Genomic DNA, 19,251 nt, shown 5'->3' on the forward strand with positions numbered 1-19,251 from the left:
TTTTTTTTATTTTCCATAACGAGCTTAAGAACCGTTTTCGACTCAGACTTAAGACTGAGTTTCCTTAAGACTTTTTAGCATCATTGAGTAAATCATACAAAATACTTAGACACACTGACATTTAACGAAAAAATACATAAAAAAATTCTAAAAACTTATTTATTTAATACGGTGATAATAAAGTAAAACTTCCATCAAGGGAGATTCTTCATCCCCTGCGAATAGAGGAAAAAAAAAGAGATGTATATAGAATCCTTTTTCAATATAATTAAGGATTCCACTATACATCTCATCAAAATATAACTCTTGAAAAAACTACAATACATGTAGTTTTTTCAAGAGTTTGTTGTATTCACCTGACTAAATTAGAAAAATTCAAATTCCTCCTGGCCTTTTTAACAATTTATACTCTTTCTAAAGAAGCAACCATATAGAGGTTCAAATTCTCTTTAAACTGCTCAGTTAATTTTTGAATTGTATCTCTAGTATACAAATATTTGTTATAACCAAAGCTTACCTGTAACCTTCCATCTAAAATAATGGCACTGATATAAAGAGAAAAAGGAACCTGGACTTTAGAACTAAAAGAGCTTCCAGTCTGTTGAATAGACTGTGTAAATCCTTCTTTTAATTCTTGGTTAACATACCCATGGTAATTAAAACTAACTTCTGGACGCAGCTGAAAACTTATTGAATCTTTCTTTTCAGGAGCAGTCAAATATTTCAAAATACCGTAACCAACTCCTTTATTTGGCATATAATTCAAGACTTTTTGCACAGAGTGAATCGCTGATTTCCATTCTTTTGATTGCATTGGAAGAATAACTGGGGCATGTGCATTAAACCATCCGATAGTTCGAGTAACATCTACCCCGTCTAAAATTTCTTCACGCCCATGTCGTTCCAAATTGATCAATACTTTATCCTCGTTATTCCACTCACTAATTGTCATCCCTAAAGCCGTCAGTAAAACTTCAAAAGGTTTTGCTTGTCTCTTTTGACTATTTATACCGAACCCATTCTTCGTTTCTTCTTCCGTCCAGATCAACGAAATCACATCTAACTCTTCTACTGTGCATGTATCTGGTCCTTCCATATCTTTTGGAAGCTGCTTTACACTTCCGCTTTCCATTGCTATCCAATAAGGTAATTCTTTTAAGAAACTCTCACTATTAGCATATTCCTGCAGCTTTTTACTCCATGTTTGATAAGAAGTCGTACTTGGTGGAAGAATGATTGGCTCTTTCTGTACAATTTGCTTATAGGATGTAATAAAATCATCTATTAAAATGTTAGCTGACATATCATCCATCAATAAATGGTGGATCGAGATCACAAGATAATTTTGATCAGCTGCTTGGAATATAGATAATTTAACTAGAGGGCCTTCAATTAAATCCCCTCTTTTATTTAGCTGATGAACTTCCTGCTCAATTCGTTGTAATTCATTTTGTTCCTTAGTCAGATCAAATACATGGAGAGAAAAAATATCTTCTGCTGAGCCACGATTGATTTGAACGATTTCTTCTGTTTTCATATAAACCATCCGTAAAGCATCATGGTGTTCTGCTAATTTTTTGAAAACCGTTTTTACTGACTCAATATGCCACCCTTCTTTATTTTCCAGCATAATATTAATATATATATCTGGTAATTGGTCAGGTGTATGTTCAAAAATCCATTTTTGAATTGGCGTAAAAGGTACTTCTCCTTCAATTATTTCTTCTTTACTCTCATGAATCATTTCAATATACGGAATAATTTCAGCAATGGTTGGATATACATATAAGTTTTTCAGTTCTAATTTCCAACGATGCTTATACAACCTAGCAATGAGTTGCATCCCTTTAATCGAATCTCCACCTAATTCAAAGAAATTATCATAAATCCCCACTCGATTTAAATTGAATATTTCTTTCCAAATTTCTGCTATTGTTTCTTCTACTTGCGATGTTGGTGCAACATAATCCACTTTAGTTTGAATATAGTCTTTCAGTTCTAGTAACGCTTTTCGATCTACTTTTCCATTTGAAGTAAGCGGAATCTCATCCATCGTAATAAATGCTATCGGAATCATATATTCTGGCAATTTCCCACTTAAATATTGACGCCATTGATCCGTCTGATCTTCTACATCCGGTTCAGGTACAACGTACGTAACTAATTGCTTCTCATCTGTTACATTTACTATCGCTGTTTTCACAGATGGATGTTGACTTAATACCGATTCGATTTCACCAAGTTCAATACGATAACCTCTTATTTTCACTTGATGATCTATCCGTCCCATAAATGCTATATTTCCATCCGATAACCATTTTGCCAAATCTCCTGTTTTGTACATCTTCGTTCCTGGTTCGAATGGATTATCAACAAACTTCTCTGCCGTTAATTCCGGCTGGTTCAAATATCCTCTTGCTAAGCTTTCTCCCGCAATACATAATTCGCCAGCAACACCGATTGGAGCAAGGTTCCCCAAACGATCAACAATGTATATTTTTGAATTTGCGATCGGTTTCCCAATCGGAATATTTCCTACTTGCCCCTCAATTCTATATGCTGTTGCTACAACTGTATTTTCAGTCGGACCATAGTTATTTACTAATGTATACCGAGCTAGCGGGTGCTTAACCGATTGAGTTAATTTATCACCAGCTGTTTGTAACGTACGTAATGATTGATTTGCTAAAGGTAAGAATTGTTCACATATTTGCGTTGGTAAAAAGCTAACTGTAATTTGATTCTTTTCAAAATATGCATTTAACTTTTCAACATCAAGGCGCATCTCTTCCGGAATAATATACAACGTACTTCCTGCTATAAGAGAAGGGAATATTTCCCATACAGATGCGTCGAATCCAAAACCTGCATACTTTGTTACATGGTCTTTTTCCGTTAATTGATAATAATCTATATTCCAATAACACATATTTAAGAATGATCCTTGTTCCAATTGAACCCCTTTCGGTTTCCCAGTAGAACCCGATGTATAAATAACATATGCTAAGTCATGAAGATCAGTCGGATATGTAAGGTTCGTTCCTTCCCCTTGATATAATTCCTCTTGATCTAGTAGAATCGTTTCACCTGTATAATTAGCAGGTGTTTCTAGTTTTTCTTGCGTTAACAACCATTCAGCTTGGCTATCTGTCAACATATATTGAATCCGGTCTGATGGATAAGTTGGATCAATTGGAAGGTATCCTCCACCCGCCTTTAAAACGCCTAACACTCCAATAAGCATTTCTAAAGAAGGTTTTACTAAAATCCCGACAATTTTTTCTTTCGTTACTCCCTTTTCTCTAAGCACATGTGCCAATTGATTCGCTCGCTCATTTAACTCGTGATAAGTGAGTTTCTTCTCATTATATACAACTGCAATATGATTTGGTGTTTTCTCTACTTGTTCTTCAAATAACTCGTGAACCACCTTGTCTCGTGGGTACTCTACTTTTGTATTATTAAATTCAACTAACAATTGTTCTTTTTCTTTTTCTGTTATCAACTTTAATTCACCTAAATAAATATTAGGGTTCTTAATGATTTGTTCTAATACAGAAACAAAATGTTTCACCATTCGTTGAATTGTTTCTGGTTTAAATAATTGAGTACTGTATTCTAATAAAATATGAATTTTTTCACTTTCTTCAATTGTCCAACTCATATCCATCTTCGTATTTTCCCACTCAAACTTTTCTGGTTCAATTGTAAGTCCAGAAAATTGCAGCTCTGATTTTTCCATATTTTGCATGATAAACATTGTATCAAACAATGGATTTCTACTTAAATCCCGACGAATTTCTAGCTTATCAATCAATCCCTCCAATGGATAATCCGCATGTTCATATGCAGCAAGTACATTACTTTTCACATTAGCTAAAAATTGTTGAAAAGTTTGAGTCTCTTTTGGATTATTCCTAATAGCAATTGTATTAACAAACATCCCCACAATAGATTCTAAATCAGATTGAGTGCGACCTGCGACAGGGGATCCTACAATGATATCCTCTTGTCCTGAATACTTATATAAAACAACATTATAAATAGCGAATAAGGTCATGAACAACGTTGTTCCTTGATCAAAATTAAACTCTTTCACTTTCTTAGTTAATTCTTCACTTAATTCATAAGAAAATAGACGCCCATCGAATTTTTGTATAGGAGGTCGCGGGTAATCAGTTGGTAACTCTAATACAGGTATATCCCCTTTTAATTCGTTGACCCAATACTCTTCTTGCTTTTGGTAAAACTTTGTTTCTTTGAAACTTTGTTGCCAAACAGCATAATCTTTATATTGTAAATGTAGAGCAGGAAGTACTTTTCCTTGATATAACTCTGTCAATTCTCGAATTATAACTCCCATAGATATTCCATCAGAAATGATATGATGCATATCTATTAATAGAATATATCGTTCTTTAGCAAGTGTAATTAATCTAACTCGACATAAAGGAGCTTCTTTTAAATCAAATGGTCTAATAAACGCTTGAACTAAATCTTTAACTTGATCTCCCTGTTCAGCAATACATTGCTCAATTTGGAAAGGAACCTTCGAATGAATTTTTTGAACAAGTTCTCCATCAATCAGTTCAAATGTTGTGCGAAAAGACTCGTGTCTTTGGATGAGCAATCGGAAAGCTTTTGTTAATTGATCAATATCTAACGCCCCTTCAATTTTTAAAACGAGTGGCATATTATAAGTTGTATGAATTCCATCTAATAACTGAATTGTGTACAATCGCTTTTGCATAGAAGATACTGGATAATATTCCTGTTTCTTTACTGGTGCAATAGTTGGATAAGAACTGCCTTCAGCTTCTTTAATATATGCTGCCATTTCTTTTACAGTAGGTCGTGAAAATACTTCTTTTATCGGAACCTGAACTTGTAAATTCTTCAAAATTCGTGACACAAGCATCATCGCTTTTAAAGAATGTCCACCTATTTCAAAAAAGTGATCATAAATCCCCACTCGTTTTACTTGTAACACTTCTTGCCAAATTTGAACTAAGGCGTCTTCAGTTGGATTAGTTGGAGGTGCATATTCCATTCCAGTTTGAGTACCTTCATCTAATTTTGGCAATGCTTTCTTATCTATTTTTCCATTTGGCGTAAGTGGAATAGCTTCCATAATAATAAATGCCGATGGAATCATATAATCTGGTAATTTCCCTTTCAAATATTCGCGCCACTGATCTTCCAGTCCTATCACTTGATGCTCCGGTACAATATATGCAACCAATTGCTTTTCGCCCGTTACACTCATTACAATATCCTTCACGGATGGATGCTGACTGAGAACTGCTTCAATTTCACCTAACTCAATACGAAAACCTCGAATTTTCACTTGATTATCCATACGTTCGATAAACTCGATATGACCATCCGATAAATAACGAACAAGATCCCCTGTTTTGTAAAGGCGTTCGTTTGAATCATTACTGAAAAGATTTGGGATAAATCGTTCTTGTGTTAAATCCGGACGATTTAAATACTCTCGAGCTAAACCATCTCCACCAATATATAACTCACCAGGCACCCCTACAGGGACAGGTTTCAGACGCGAATCTAAAATGTATACTTCTGTGTTTTTGATTGGACGTCCAATTGGAAGTGCCTTTCCATTCCAATCTGCTGGAACCGGATAGCAACAAGTGAATGTTGTATTTTCTGTTGGACCGTAACCATTAATCACTTGAACGCCGCCTAATTGTAATACTTTTTGTACATGCGGGACAGAGACCACATCTCCACCTACTAACAATTGATGCACTCCTTTTAGTGCCTCTAATTGATGATCTACAACTAATTTAAATAATCCTGCCGTCAACCATAAGGTCGTCACTTGATTTCTTTCTATTTCTTTAGCAATTTGTTCCATCGTTGATATTCCTGGTGGCATAATAGCTAAACGACCACCGTTTAAAAAACTGCCCCAAATTTCAAATGTAGAAGCATCGAAAGCCGTTGGAGCCAATTGTAATAACGTTTTACTTTCATCTAATTGCGCATAATCATTCTCTTTTACTAATCGAACAACTCCACGGTGAACAATGCTTACACCTTTCGGTTTACCTGTAGATCCTGATGTATACATCACATAAGCAAGGTCATCTCCAGATCCAGATAATAAAAGATTTGTTTTTTCTTCTTCCCTAATTTGTTCTCTTTCTTGATCTAGACAGATGATTTGTCCACTGTAATCAGGAAGCATTGATAGTAATTTCTCATGCGTCAAAAGCAGGGGAATTTGAGAATCTGTAAACAAGTAAGCTAACCGCTCTTTTGGATAATTAGGATCTAATGGTACATAAGCTCCTCCAGATTTCAAAATTGCCAGCATTCCTACATATAAATCAATCGAGCGTTCCATCGCTATCCCAACTAATGCACCAGGTTTGATTCCATTTTTACAAAGATAATGTGCAAGTTGATTCGCACGTTGGTTAAGTTCTCGATATGTTACAGAATCATTTCCTAATACTAATGCCGTATGTTCTGGCGTATTCTCCACTTGCTGTTCGAATAGCTCATGAATTGTTTTGTCTCGTGGATAATCTATTTTTTTACGACCGAATTCCATTAATTGTTTCATTGCTTTTTCTGAAACAACCTCTATTTCTTCTATTTGAATTTCCGGCTGAGCTATGACTTGTCTCATAATCACTTCTAAATCTTCAAACATATTTCCAACAAGGTTCACATCATAAACTTCTTGATTAAAATTTACCCTTATCTCCCATTCACTACCTGGTAATACCAACAAATTCAAGTCATAATTTGTTTGTTCAAAGGTGTGAGCATCCTTAATTGTAAAACCAAGCTCTTCACCTTTCTTATCCACCGATTCTGTATCTAAAGGGAAATTTTCAAATGCAACTAAATGCTTAAATAATTCTCCGGTTAATTCTGTATTCCCTTGAATATCAGCTAAAGACATGTAATTATATCGCTCTGATTCCGAAGCTGCTTGCTGTATTCTCTTAATTAAATCAACAAACGTATCATGAGGTTTACTTTGTACACGAACCGGAATAGTATTAATAAATAAACCGACAATTTTCTCTACATTCGGAATTTCCGCAGGTCTTCCAGATATAACCGTACCAAATACTACATCATTCGTGTTGTTGTATCTTTGTAATAGGATGCCCCAAATAGCTCGAAAAATCGTATTTTGTGTAACTTGATAGCTTTTAGCCAATTTTTCTAGTTGACTCGTTACATGACTATCTATCTTCAAAGAAAGCTCTTTTTTCGCATAATCATAAGTCATTTCCTTCGATTGACTAAATGGGATTTCTGTTACCTGGTTAAAGCCTTGTAAATACTCTTTCCAATAACTTTGTGCTGTAACCTTATTTTGTTTTGCTAACCAACGGATATATTGACTATATGGAGTCACTCTCTCTAAGACAATTTCTTCATTCTTTAAATATCGTTGGTACATTTGAAATAAATCACCAAGAACCAGTCCAAGGCACCAACCATCCATCAAAATATGGTGAAAACTCCAAATCAAGTGGTATTTTTGGGAATCTGTTTGAATTAACGAGAGCCGAATTAGAATATCACTTGAAAGGTCAAATCCCTTTCTTCGTTCCTCCTCTTTAAACTCCTCAATATATTTATCTTTATCTCTATCTAAATAGGAAATATTTTCAAAATGAATCTTCGCTTTTCTTTCTTTTAACACTACTTGAATTGGTTGATTTACTTTTTCATATAAAAAGACAGTCCGAAAGATATCATATTTTTTTATCAATTGGTTAAAACTTTCCTCTAAACTAGAGAGATTAATAGTTCCTTCAATCGTAAAGTCTATTTGTTCAAAGTAAGCCTGATTCCCCTTATCATGTAAATAATGAAATAGCATCCCTTTTTGCAGGGGAGATAATTCATATAAATCTTTTATATCACTTTTATTAAACATCTTAATCACCTCAAATGTATACAGTTTAGTTGGTTGAAAACCAATGTGATAACTCACATTGGTTTTATAATTTCTCTTTTAAAGCATCAAATACATCATCTAATTCCTCAAAAGACAGCTCTTCAATAGAAAAATCACTTGGTGTTAGCTCGACTTCTTCTTGTTGCAAACAAAGTGTAATAATTTTCAGTAGATTTCCTTTATATTGCTTCGCTAACATTTCTATAGTATCAGGGCAATAAAGGTGTTGATTGTAATAAAAGATAAGCTTTAACTCACCATCTACAACCATTCCATTTATAAGTAAGGCATAAGAATTTGTTGTATCTGAGCTAACTGATTCTCCAGTTGGCATAGTAGATTGACCAAGTCCTTGTCCTTTATCAAACTGTCCCAAATAGTTAAAGCTGATTTCTGGTTTCAAGTTGAACTGGATATCATCTTTGTTCTCAGGCTCTGTTATATATTTAAGGACACCATACCCTACCCCTTTATTTGGAATTCGACGTAACATTTCTTTAACTGATTTAATCATATTTGATAATTCACTAGACTCTATATGAAAGATGACCGGATACATGGATGTGAACCAGCCAACAGTACGAGATAAATCAACCCCATCGATGATTTCTTCTCGACCGTGCCCCTCTAAATCAATAGCTACTTGATTTTCTTTCGTCCACTCTCCTATTGTCAGCGCAAGAGCTGTTAGTAAGAGATCATTCATTTCTGTTTGATATGCTTGGTGACTATTCGTTAATAAGTTTTTTGTTTCCTCTTCATTTAAAGTAGTTATAACCATGCCACTATCTTTAACACTGTAAGTAGTCGGACCATCCATGTCCTTCGTTAAAGCAGGAATTTTAGATTCCTCTATTTCTTTCCAATACTGTAATTCACGTAGTAGCTCCTCACCATTTGCATACTGACGTAATTGTTGTGCCCATGATTGGAAAGCTGTCGTTTTTAACGGCAATTTAATTTCTTGTTTTTGAACGGCTTGTTGATAAGCTGTTTCAAAATCTTCTAGTAAAATTCGCCAAGAGATCCCGTCTACCACTAAATGATGGATGATAATTAACAAATAATCGCCTTCTATTGTATGGAATAAACCTAATTTCACTAATGGCCCTCTACTTAGGTCAATACCTCGTTGCAACTTGTTCGCTTCTTCTTTCATACATGCCTTGACATCTGTTTTTTCTATTAAATCAATGCGATGAAGAGCAAAGTATTCCCCTTCCAAGCCAAGATTGGTTTGAAGCGAGTTATCTTTCTCTAATGTATATGTCATCCGTAGTACATCATGGTGTTCTACTAGTTTTTTGAACACTCGCTCTACTATTTCCTGTTCAAAACCTTCTTTTCTAAATAACATCATTTCTTGATTCCAATGATGCGGTTCAGCAAATTCTTGTTCAATAAACCATTTTTGAATTGGGGTGAATTCCACTTCACCTTCTATAGTCCCTTGTTCAATCGTCATTCTAGATTTTAGATAAGGCGCTACTTCATAAATCGTTGGATTTTGGAACAAATCATTTACTTCTAATTTCAAATTATATTTGTGTAATCGAGCAGCTACTTGAATTGCTTTAATCGAATCTCCACCTAATCCAAAGAAATTATCATGGATTCCAATTCGATCTACCCGAAGCACTTCTTGCCATACATGTGTGAGAATTTCTTCCTTTTCATTTGTAAATGCTTCATACTCTACCGCGTTTTGTACTTTTGGCTTCGGTAATGCTTTCTTATCTATCTTTCCATTTGAAGTAAGTGGAATCTCATCCATCGTAATAAATGCTGCCGGGATCATATATTCTGGTAATTTCCCACTTAAATATTGACGCCATTGTTCCGTCTGATCTTCTACATCCGGTTCAGGTACGATATACGCAACTAATTGATCTTCATCCGTTACATTTACTACCGCTGCTTTCACAGATGGATGTTGACTTAATACCGATTCAATTTCACCAAGTTCAATACGATAACCTCTTATTTTTACTTGATGATCTATCCGTCCCATAAATGCTATATTCCCATCCGGTAGCCATTTCGCCAAGTCTCCCGTTTTGTACATCTTCGTTCCTGGTTCGAATGGATTATCAGCAAATTTTTCCGCTGTTAATTCCGGCTGGTTCAAATATCCCCTCGCTAAGCTTTCTCCCGCAATACATAATTCACCAGCGACACCGATTGGAGCAAGGTTCCCAAAACGATCAACGATATAAATTTGTGAATTTGCTATCGGTTTACCAATTGGAATATTCGCTACTTGTTTCTCAATTTCATATGCTGTTGTTACAACTGTATTTTCTGTTGGCCCATAGTTATTAATAATTCGGTAACTTCTTTCTTGTGTAAGCTTCGCTCGATCTCCACCAATTAACAGTATTCGAAGGGATTTATTATCTTTTTCCATAAATTGCTCGGCAAATTGAGTTGGCAAGAAACTAATAGTAATGCCTTGTTCTTCAAAGTACTGGTTTAACAAGTCTACATCGTAACGGATTGCTTCTTGAATCATGTATAACGATGCACCTGCAACAAGATAAGGGAATATTTCCCACACAGATGCATCAAAACCAAATCCAGCAAATTTCGTACTCCGATCCCGTTCGGTTACTTCAAACATTTCGTTATGCCAGCAAGCTAGATTGATCAATGACTGATGTTCTACCATGACGCCTTTTGGACGACCTGTCGAACCAGATGTATAAATCACATACGCTAAGTCATGTTCCTGATTGATATGTGTGAGATTTGTCCCATCTCCCTGATACAATTCTTCTTGATCTAATACAATTACTTCACCTGTATAACCGGCAGGAATTTCTAGTTCTTCTTGCATGAGCAACCAACGAGCTTGGCTGTCTGTCAACATGTATTGAATTCGCTCCTGCGGATAGGTAGGATCTATTGGCAGATAGCCGCCTCCTGCCTTCAGAACGCCTAAAACCCCGATAATCATTTCAAGAGAAGGCTGTACTAAAATGCCGACAATTTTCTCTTTCGTTACGCCTTTTCCTCTTAATACACGTGCTAATTGATTCGCATACTCATTTAGTTCTTGATACGTGATTTGTTTTTCACCACATACAACCGCAACATGATTTGGTGTTTTCTTTACCTGTTCTTCAAATAACTCGTGAACCACTTTGTCTCGTGGATAATCAACTTTTGTATCATTAAATTCAACTAACAATTGTTGTTTTTCTTCACTTGGCACAATTTCAATCTCTTTTAATTGTGTTTCAGGTTGCGCCACAACTTGTTTTACAGTTTGTTCTAGATGTTTAAAAATATTTTCTACGAAGTCTTCCTCGTATACTTCCTGATTAAAGCTCAGCTTCACGGTTAACTCATCATCCGGTAGAACTAGTACATTAAAGTCAAAGTTTGTTTGTCCGAACGTATGTGCATCTTTAATGGTAAATCCAAGTGCCTCACTCTTCTTTTCTATCACTCCAGTATCCAAAGGATAGTTTTCAAACGCCACAATATGATCAAACAGTCCACTGGATAATTCAGTATTGGATTGAATATCACTTAAGGACAGATAGGTATACTGTTCGGATGCTGAAGACGTATGTTGTACCTTTTTGAGTAGGTTTACAAATGTTTCTTCTGGTTCACTTTGTATCCGAACTGGAATCGTATTTATAAATAGGCCGACAATATTTTCAACATCTCGAATATCCGATGGTCTTCCTGATACTACAGCTCCAAATATTACATCATTCGTATTGTTATACCTTTGTAATAAAAGACCCCAAATGGTACGGAAAACTGTGTTCTGTGTTACTTGACATTTCTTAGCTAAGTTAGCCAGTTGATCCGTTAAATAGCGATCTAGCTTAAAGAAAAGAGATTTTTCTACATAATCAGAGTGTTTCCCCTTCCGTTCTTTACGTGGAATACCTACTAATTGATTGTAATCTTGTAAATAGCCCTTCCAATGTTCATGAGCCCGTTCCTGATTTTGTTTTTCTAACCACTTCATAAATTTACCATAAGGTGTTACTTTTTCTACTAATATCTCTTCTTTCTGTAAACGAGACTGGTACATTTCTAGTAATATATCCAGAACTAAACCAAGGCACCATCCATCTATTAAAATATGATGGAAGCTCCAAATCAGATGATACTTTTCCGAGTCTGTTTGAATTAAAGAAAAACGAATCAGAATATCTCTTGATAAGTCAAATCCACGTTCGCGATCTTTTTGTTTAAATGCTTCAAGATATTTTTCCTGTTCTTCTTCCTCTATGTGCGAAATATCTTCAAAGTGGATTGTTGTTTTTCTGTCCTTCAATACGACCTGAATTGGCTGATTTAATTTTTCATAGAGAAAGACCGTCCGGAAGATATCATACTTCTGAAGCAATCCATTAATACTTTCTTCTAAATTAACGGCATCTATTGACCCTTCGATGTGAAAATCTATCTGTTCAAAATACGCAGGACTATTTTTATCTTTTAACTGATGAAAAAACATTCCTTTTTGCATCGGAGCTAAATAATACATATCAGCAATCTCGTTTGGCTTCCATTCTTCAAAAACAGAATCCAATTCTTCGAAAGTAAGCTGCTTCATACTAAAATCACTCGGTGTCCATGCTTCCTCTGCCATTAAACAATGTTCAATGCACATGCTTAAGTAATGCTTATAACGATTAACAATGTTCTGAATGGTCTCTGGGTGATATAGATGTGGGTTATAACCAAAAGCAAGTTTTAATTGCCCTCCCATTACAGCTCCATTAATTTCCAGACTAGTCGAATTTGACGTTAACGGACTAATTGTCTCTCCCATTGGCATAGAAGAATGAACAAATCCTTCTGCTTGTTCTTCATCAAATTTTCCTAAATAGTTAAAGCTAATTTCAGGTTTCAGATTGACATCCATAAGTTTTTTACTTTCTACCTGTGTTACATATTTTAGAATTCCAAATCCAATTCCCTTATTTGGAATACAACGCATTGTTTCTTTTACAGATTTAATTATTTTAGACAATTCATTAGTAGGCATATCAAAAACTACTGGATAGATCGATGTAAACCAGCCAACCGTCCGTGTCAAATCAATTCCGTTTATAATCTCTTCTCGCCCATGTCCTTCTAAATTTAAGGCGATTTTATTATCTTTTGTCCATTCTTTAATAGTAAGTACAAGCGCAGCCAATAACATATCATTTACTTCAGTATGATAGGTCCGGTGAACATCAGTTAACAAAGATTTTGTTTCTTTCTCATCAAGGGTTAAAGTAACTTCACTGTAGTCCTTAAAGAAATAGGTACTTGATCCCTCCTTATCAATCGGAAGAACCGGAACATTGGTTTCCAACGTGTCCTTCCAATAAGAGAGCTCTTGAAATAATTCTTCACTGTTTGCATACTCTTGCAATTTTTTTGCCCAAGTTTGATAAGAAGTCGTTTTCGGTGGCAATTCAATCTTTTTATGAATCATCACTTGCTCATACGCTGTTTCAAAATCTTCTAGTAAAATTCGCCAAGATACGCCATCTACCACTAAATGGTGGATAAGTATTAACAAATACTCTCCCTCTATCGTTTGAAATAGACCGGCTTTCATTATCGGTCCTTCACTTAAATGGAGACTCCGTTGCAGTTGATTTGCTGTTTTCTCCATACTTGCTTTCACATCTATTTCTTTCGTTAAATCAAAAACTTGTAGTGCAAAGTTTTTCCTTTCTAATCCATGATTCGTCTGAGTAATGCTCTCCTCTCCTTGAACAAACGCCATCCTTAATACATCATGGTGTGCTATTAATGTTTGAAAAACTTGTTCAACTTTTTGAATCTCCCATCCTTCTTTTTTAAACAGCATCATTGATTGGTTCCAATGATGTGGCTCCTGTAAATTCTTTTTAAAGAACCATTTCTGAATTGGAGTCAGCTGAACTTCTCCTTTCACTATTTCTTGACTTATTTTACTCTCTATCACTCCAATATAAGGAGCAAGGTTAGCAATCGTAGGGTATTCAAATAAATCTTTTAATTCTAATTTTAACTTTTGACGATTTAATCGCGCCGCTACCTGTATCGCATTAATCGAGTCGCCACCTAATTCAAAGAAATTATCATGAATCCCTACCTGTTTCAATTTCAATACTTCTTTCCAAATTTCAACCAATATTTCTTCCACTTGCGACGTTGGTGCAACAAATTCGGTCTCAGTTCTTATATGCTCTGTCGGTTCTGGTAAGGCCTTGCGATCAATCTTTCCGTTTGGATTAAGTGGAAAAGCTTCCATAACGATAAATGCCGATGGAATCATATACTCTGGTAATTTCCCACTTAAATATTGACGCCATTGATTTGTCTGATTTTCAATATCTTGTTCAGGTATAATGTATGCAACCAATTGTTTTTCGCTCGTTACACTCATTACTACATCTTTCACGGACTGATGTTGACTTAACACTGCTTCAATTTCGCCTAATTCAATCCGGAAACCTCGAATTTTCACTTGATTGTCCATGCGTTCAATGAATTCAATTTGACCATCCGGCAAATAGCGAACGAGATCCCCAGTTTTATAAAGACGCTCTTTTGAATCAGTGCAAAAAGGATTTGGAATAAACCGTTCTTGTGTTAAATCCGGACGATTTAAGTACTCACGCGCTAAGCCATCTCCCCCAATATATAATTCACCTGGAACTCCTAACGGTACAGGTTTCAAACGTGAATCTAAAATATAGACTTCTGTATTCTTAATTGGACGTCCAATCGGAAGTGTTTTTCCAGTCCAATCTGCTGGAACTGAATAACAACAAGTGAATGTAGTACTTTCTGTTGGACCATACCCATTGATTACTTGAACACTGCCTAATTGCAATACTTTTTGCACATGAGGAACAGAGACTACATCTCCACCTACTAACAATTGCTGTACCCCTTCTAATGCTTCCAATTGATGAGCTACAACTAACTTAAACAATCCCGCCGTTAACCATAATGTCGTTACTTGATGTTTGGTCAATGCGTCAGCGATTTGTTCTACCGTCGGTGTTCCTGGTGGCATAATAGCTAAGCAGCCACCATTCAACAAACTACCCCAAATTTCAAATGTAGAAGCATCAAAAGCAGTTGGAGCCAATTGTAATAACGTTTTACTTTCATCTAATTGTACATAATCATTCTCTTTTACTAATCGAACAACCCCTCGGTGAACAATGCTAACACCTTTCGGTTTTCCTGTAGATCCTGATGTATACATCACATAAGCAAGGTCATCCCCAGATCCATTTAATAAAAGATTTGAGTTTTTTTCTGCTTTCATTTTTTCTCTTTCCTGCTCTACACAGATAACTTGTCCATTATAATTCGGAAGGTTTGATACAAATTTTTCATGTGTGAGCAGTACAGTAATTTGAGAATCTGTAAGTAGGTAAGTGAGTCGCTCTTCTGGATAGTTCGGATCCAATGGTACATAAGCCCCACCAGATTTCAAAATTGCCAGTATTCCTACATACAAGTCAATTGAACGTTCCATTGCTATTCCAACTAACGCACCATGATCGATTCCTTTTTTACAAAGATAGTGCGCAAGTTGATTGGCACGGTGATTTAGTTCCCGATAGGTTACAGTATCATTCCCTAGTATCAATGCTGTATGATTTGGTGTTTTTTCTACTTGATACTCAAACAGTTCATGAATTGTTCTATCTCGCGGATAATCTCCTTTTCTATGCCCAAACTCAAGCAATTGATTCATCGTATCTTTTGAAACAATCTCAATTTCATCTATTTTCATTTCTGGTCGCTCTACTATTTGTTTCATAATCTGTTCTAACTGTTCAAAAATAGATTTTATAAACACCTGATCAAATACTTTTTCATTAAAACTAAACGTTATTTCCAACTCTTTATTAGGAATAACCAAAACATTCAAATCATAGTTTGTCTGTTCAAAAACGGTTACATCTGAGATTTTGAAACCAATTTCATCACTTTTATCTAACATATCTTGGTCTAATGGATAATTTTCAAATACAACAATATGATCGAATAAGGAAGATAATGTTGTATCTTTTTGAATTTGAGATAGTGACATATAATCAAATGTTTTACTTTCCAGCGCATTGTTGTGCATAGCCGTGAGTAAATCTTTGAAAGTACCCGTTGTACTTTTTACTCTAACTGGAATCGTATTAATAAATAAACCTACAATACTTTCAACATTCCGAATATTCGAAGGTCTCCCTGATACGACTGTACCGAATACTACATCCTTTGTATCATTATATCTTTGCAATAAAATTCCCCATGCAGCTTGAAAAACATTATTTAAAGTTACTTGATATTTCTTAGCTAAATTTGACAATCGATCTGTTAGCTCTTTATTTAAAGAAAAAGTCAATTCCTCTTTCTTATATACTCCATTTTTTTCTTGACACTCTTTATATAAAAAACTAGTTAATTCGTCATATCCTTCTAGATACTCCATCCAGTATCTAGAAGCATCCTCTTTATCTTGCTCTCCTACCCATCTAATATAATCACTATAAGGAGTTACTGTTTCTATCTTGATTGGTTGATGATACAATCTTGCTTTATACATGTCTAAAAGATCTTTAAACAAAATTCCAAAACACCAACCATCCATTAAAATATGATGATGACTCCAAACTAATAGAAAACTTTTAGGGCCTGTTTTGAATAGAGAGAAACGAATTAAGCAATCGCGAGAAAGATCAAAACCCCTCTCACGATCTTTTTCTTTAAACTCCTCAATATAAGTATGCCTTTGATTTTCACTTAAAAATGTAATATCTTCAAAGTGAACGGTTGTTTTTTTCTCTTTCCATACAACTTGCATAGGCTCACGTGTATTTTTATAAAGAAAGTTAGTTCGTAAAATATCATATTTTTGAATTAATCCATTTACGCTCTCCTCTAGAAAAGACAAGTTCAATGACCCTTCTATCGAAAGAGTCATTTGTTCAAAATAAGCCAAACTACTTCCATCTTTTATATGATGAAAGAGCATCCCTTTTTGCAACGGTGAGAGCTCATACATATCTTTCACATTTTTTCTATCAAACATCTCTTTTCCTCCTAATAATTCTAGTTACTACAATTCTTCTAATTCCATAAAAATATCATCTAACTCTTCAATTGATAATTTTTTGGCGCTAAAATCACTAGGTGTCAATTCATTCTCTTCACGTTCTAAGCAATGATTCATAATTGCTAACAAGTAATGTTTATAACGTGATACCAATTTCTCTATTATCTCAACGTCATATACGTATTTATTATAAATAAAGCTAATTTGCAATTTTCCATTCATCACCACACCATTAATTTCTAAAGCATGTTGCATACGCGTCTTTGGACTAAAGAAGTCTCCTAATGGCAAAGAAGATTGCCCAAACCCTTGTGCGTCTTTCTGGTCAAACGTTCCTAAATAATTAAAGCTGATTTGTGGACGGAGCTTAAATGTTGTAAATTCTTTTTTCTCTGGAGCAGTTAAATAGTTGAGAATTCCGAATCCAACCCCTTTATTAGGGATTTGACGCAAGGTTTCTTTTACTAGCTTAATTGCATAAGAAAGTTCATCTGATTGTAAACGAAATACTGCAGGATAGATAGAAGTAAACCATCCTATCGTTTGTGATAGATTAACACCTTCTATTATCTCTTCACGTCCATGTCCTTCCAAACTTACTGCAATCTGTTCCTCATTTGTCCATTCGCGAATGGTAAGTGCTAGAGCTGTAATTAATAGTTGATTTCCTTCCGTATGATAGGCACGATGAACATCTGTTAACAGTTTTGTTGTTTGTTCTTCTGTTAAAGAAAAAGCAATTTGATGATTATCTTTTAAAAAATAGGTGCTATTCGAATCATTCATGTATTTAGGTAGATTCGGTATAACTGTATGATCTATTTCTTTCCAATAAGATAATTCCTTCAATAGTTCCTTACTATTCGCATACTCTTGTAACTTTTGACTCCAAGCTTGATAAGAATGTGTTTTTAGTGGAAGATTGATCTCCTCTTTACGTTTTAGTTGCCCATACACTGTATCAAAATCTTGAAGAAGAATACGCCACGATACGCCATCTATTATTAAATGGTGTACAATGATTAAAAGATAATCTCCTTTATTGGTTTGAAAAAGTCCTAATCGTACTAACGGTCCTTTCTCTAAATCAATACTTCTCTGTAATTTATTCGCTTCTTCTTCCACACGCTGTTGGATATCTATATGTTGCTTGAAATTGAAACCTTGAAGTGTAAAACAGTCTTTTCCTACACCTTGGATAGTCTGAATAATTTCTTCTCCATTTTGTAAATACTGTGCTCGCAAAATATCATGATGTTCAGTCAACTTCCTAAAGGCTTGTTTAATTCCTTCCGGCTCCCAACCTTCTTTGTTATATAGCATCATTGCTTGATTCCAATGATGAGGTTCCTGTAATTTCTGTTCAAAAAACCATTCTTGAATAGGGGTACATGAAACAGTTCCTTCCACATCTCCTTGCTCAACAACAACGTGCACAGTGTGAATATAAGGAGTAAGTTCAGAGATGGTCGGATGTTTAAATAAATCATTTACCTCTAGTTTGAAATTCCGCTGAAAAAGTCTAGCTGAAATTTGAATTGCATTAATTGAATCTCCACCTAGTTCAACATAATTATCATGAATTCCGATTTGCTTCACATTCAACACTTCTTGCCAAATCTCAACCAATACTTCTTCGATTTGGTTCGTTGGAGGTGCATATTCCACTCCTGTTTGAATATTTCCATCTGGCTTCGGAAGTGCCTTTTTATCTATTTTTCCATTTGGTGTAAGCGGAATGTGATCTAGTTCTATAAAATAAGATGGCACCATATATTCGGGTAATTCCTCTAACACATATTGTCTCAGTTCTTGAATAGACCATTCTTGATTAGCTACAAAATACGCACATAAATCCGTCCGTCCCTTTTCATCTGTATGCGCCAGAACTACTACTTCTTCCAATGCCCCATTCTCTAAGAGGCGACGTGTCACTTCCCCCGGTTCAATACGATGTCCACGAATTTTTACTTGATCATCTATTCTTCCTATGTAATCAATTGATCCATCTGGAAGCCAACGTGCTAGGTCGCCTGTTTTATACATCCGTTCTCCTCGTACAAATGGATTCGGTACAAATTTTTCTTCCGTTAAATCTGCACGATTCCAGTACCCTCTAGCTAAACCTTCTCCTCCAATACATAACTCACCCGGCACTCCGATCGGTTGAAGCTGGTGATTACGATTGACAATATATATCTTTTTATTATGATTT

General features: G+C 35.2%; 3 protein-coding genes. All 3 read right to left on the minus strand.

Annotation, left to right across the window (positions count from 1 at the left end):
* Positions 1 to 403: 403 nt before the first annotated feature.
* Positions 404 to 7,933 (minus strand): non-ribosomal peptide synthetase, encoded by a 7,530-nt coding sequence (locus ACX5JI_RS13765; protein ID WP_459501588.1) that lies wholly within the window; start codon positions 7,931 to 7,933, stop codon positions 404 to 406.
* A 64-nt stretch (positions 7,934 to 7,997) separates the two neighbouring features.
* A complete protein-coding gene (locus ACX5JI_RS13770; RefSeq protein WP_459501589.1) occupies positions 7,998 to 17,012 on the minus strand; it encodes a non-ribosomal peptide synthetase in 9,015 nt (3,004 codons plus the stop codon).
* A 27-nt stretch (positions 17,013 to 17,039) separates the two neighbouring features.
* A partial coding sequence (locus ACX5JI_RS13775; protein ID WP_459501590.1) for a condensation domain-containing protein occupies positions 17,040 to 19,251 on the minus strand: 2,212 nt, incomplete at its 5' end.

This window comes from Bacillus sp. C1 (genome assembly GCF_054570475.1).

What these genes read in the sequence shown, in the direction of transcription:
- ACX5JI_RS13765 (WP_459501588.1), bottom strand. Translation starts at nt 7,933, where the DNA reads ATGTTTAATAAAAGTGATATAAAAGATTTATATGAATTATCTCCCCTG.
- ACX5JI_RS13770 (WP_459501589.1), bottom strand. Translation starts at nt 17,012, where the DNA reads ATGTTTGATAGAAAAAATGTGAAAGATATGTATGAGCTCTCACCGTTG.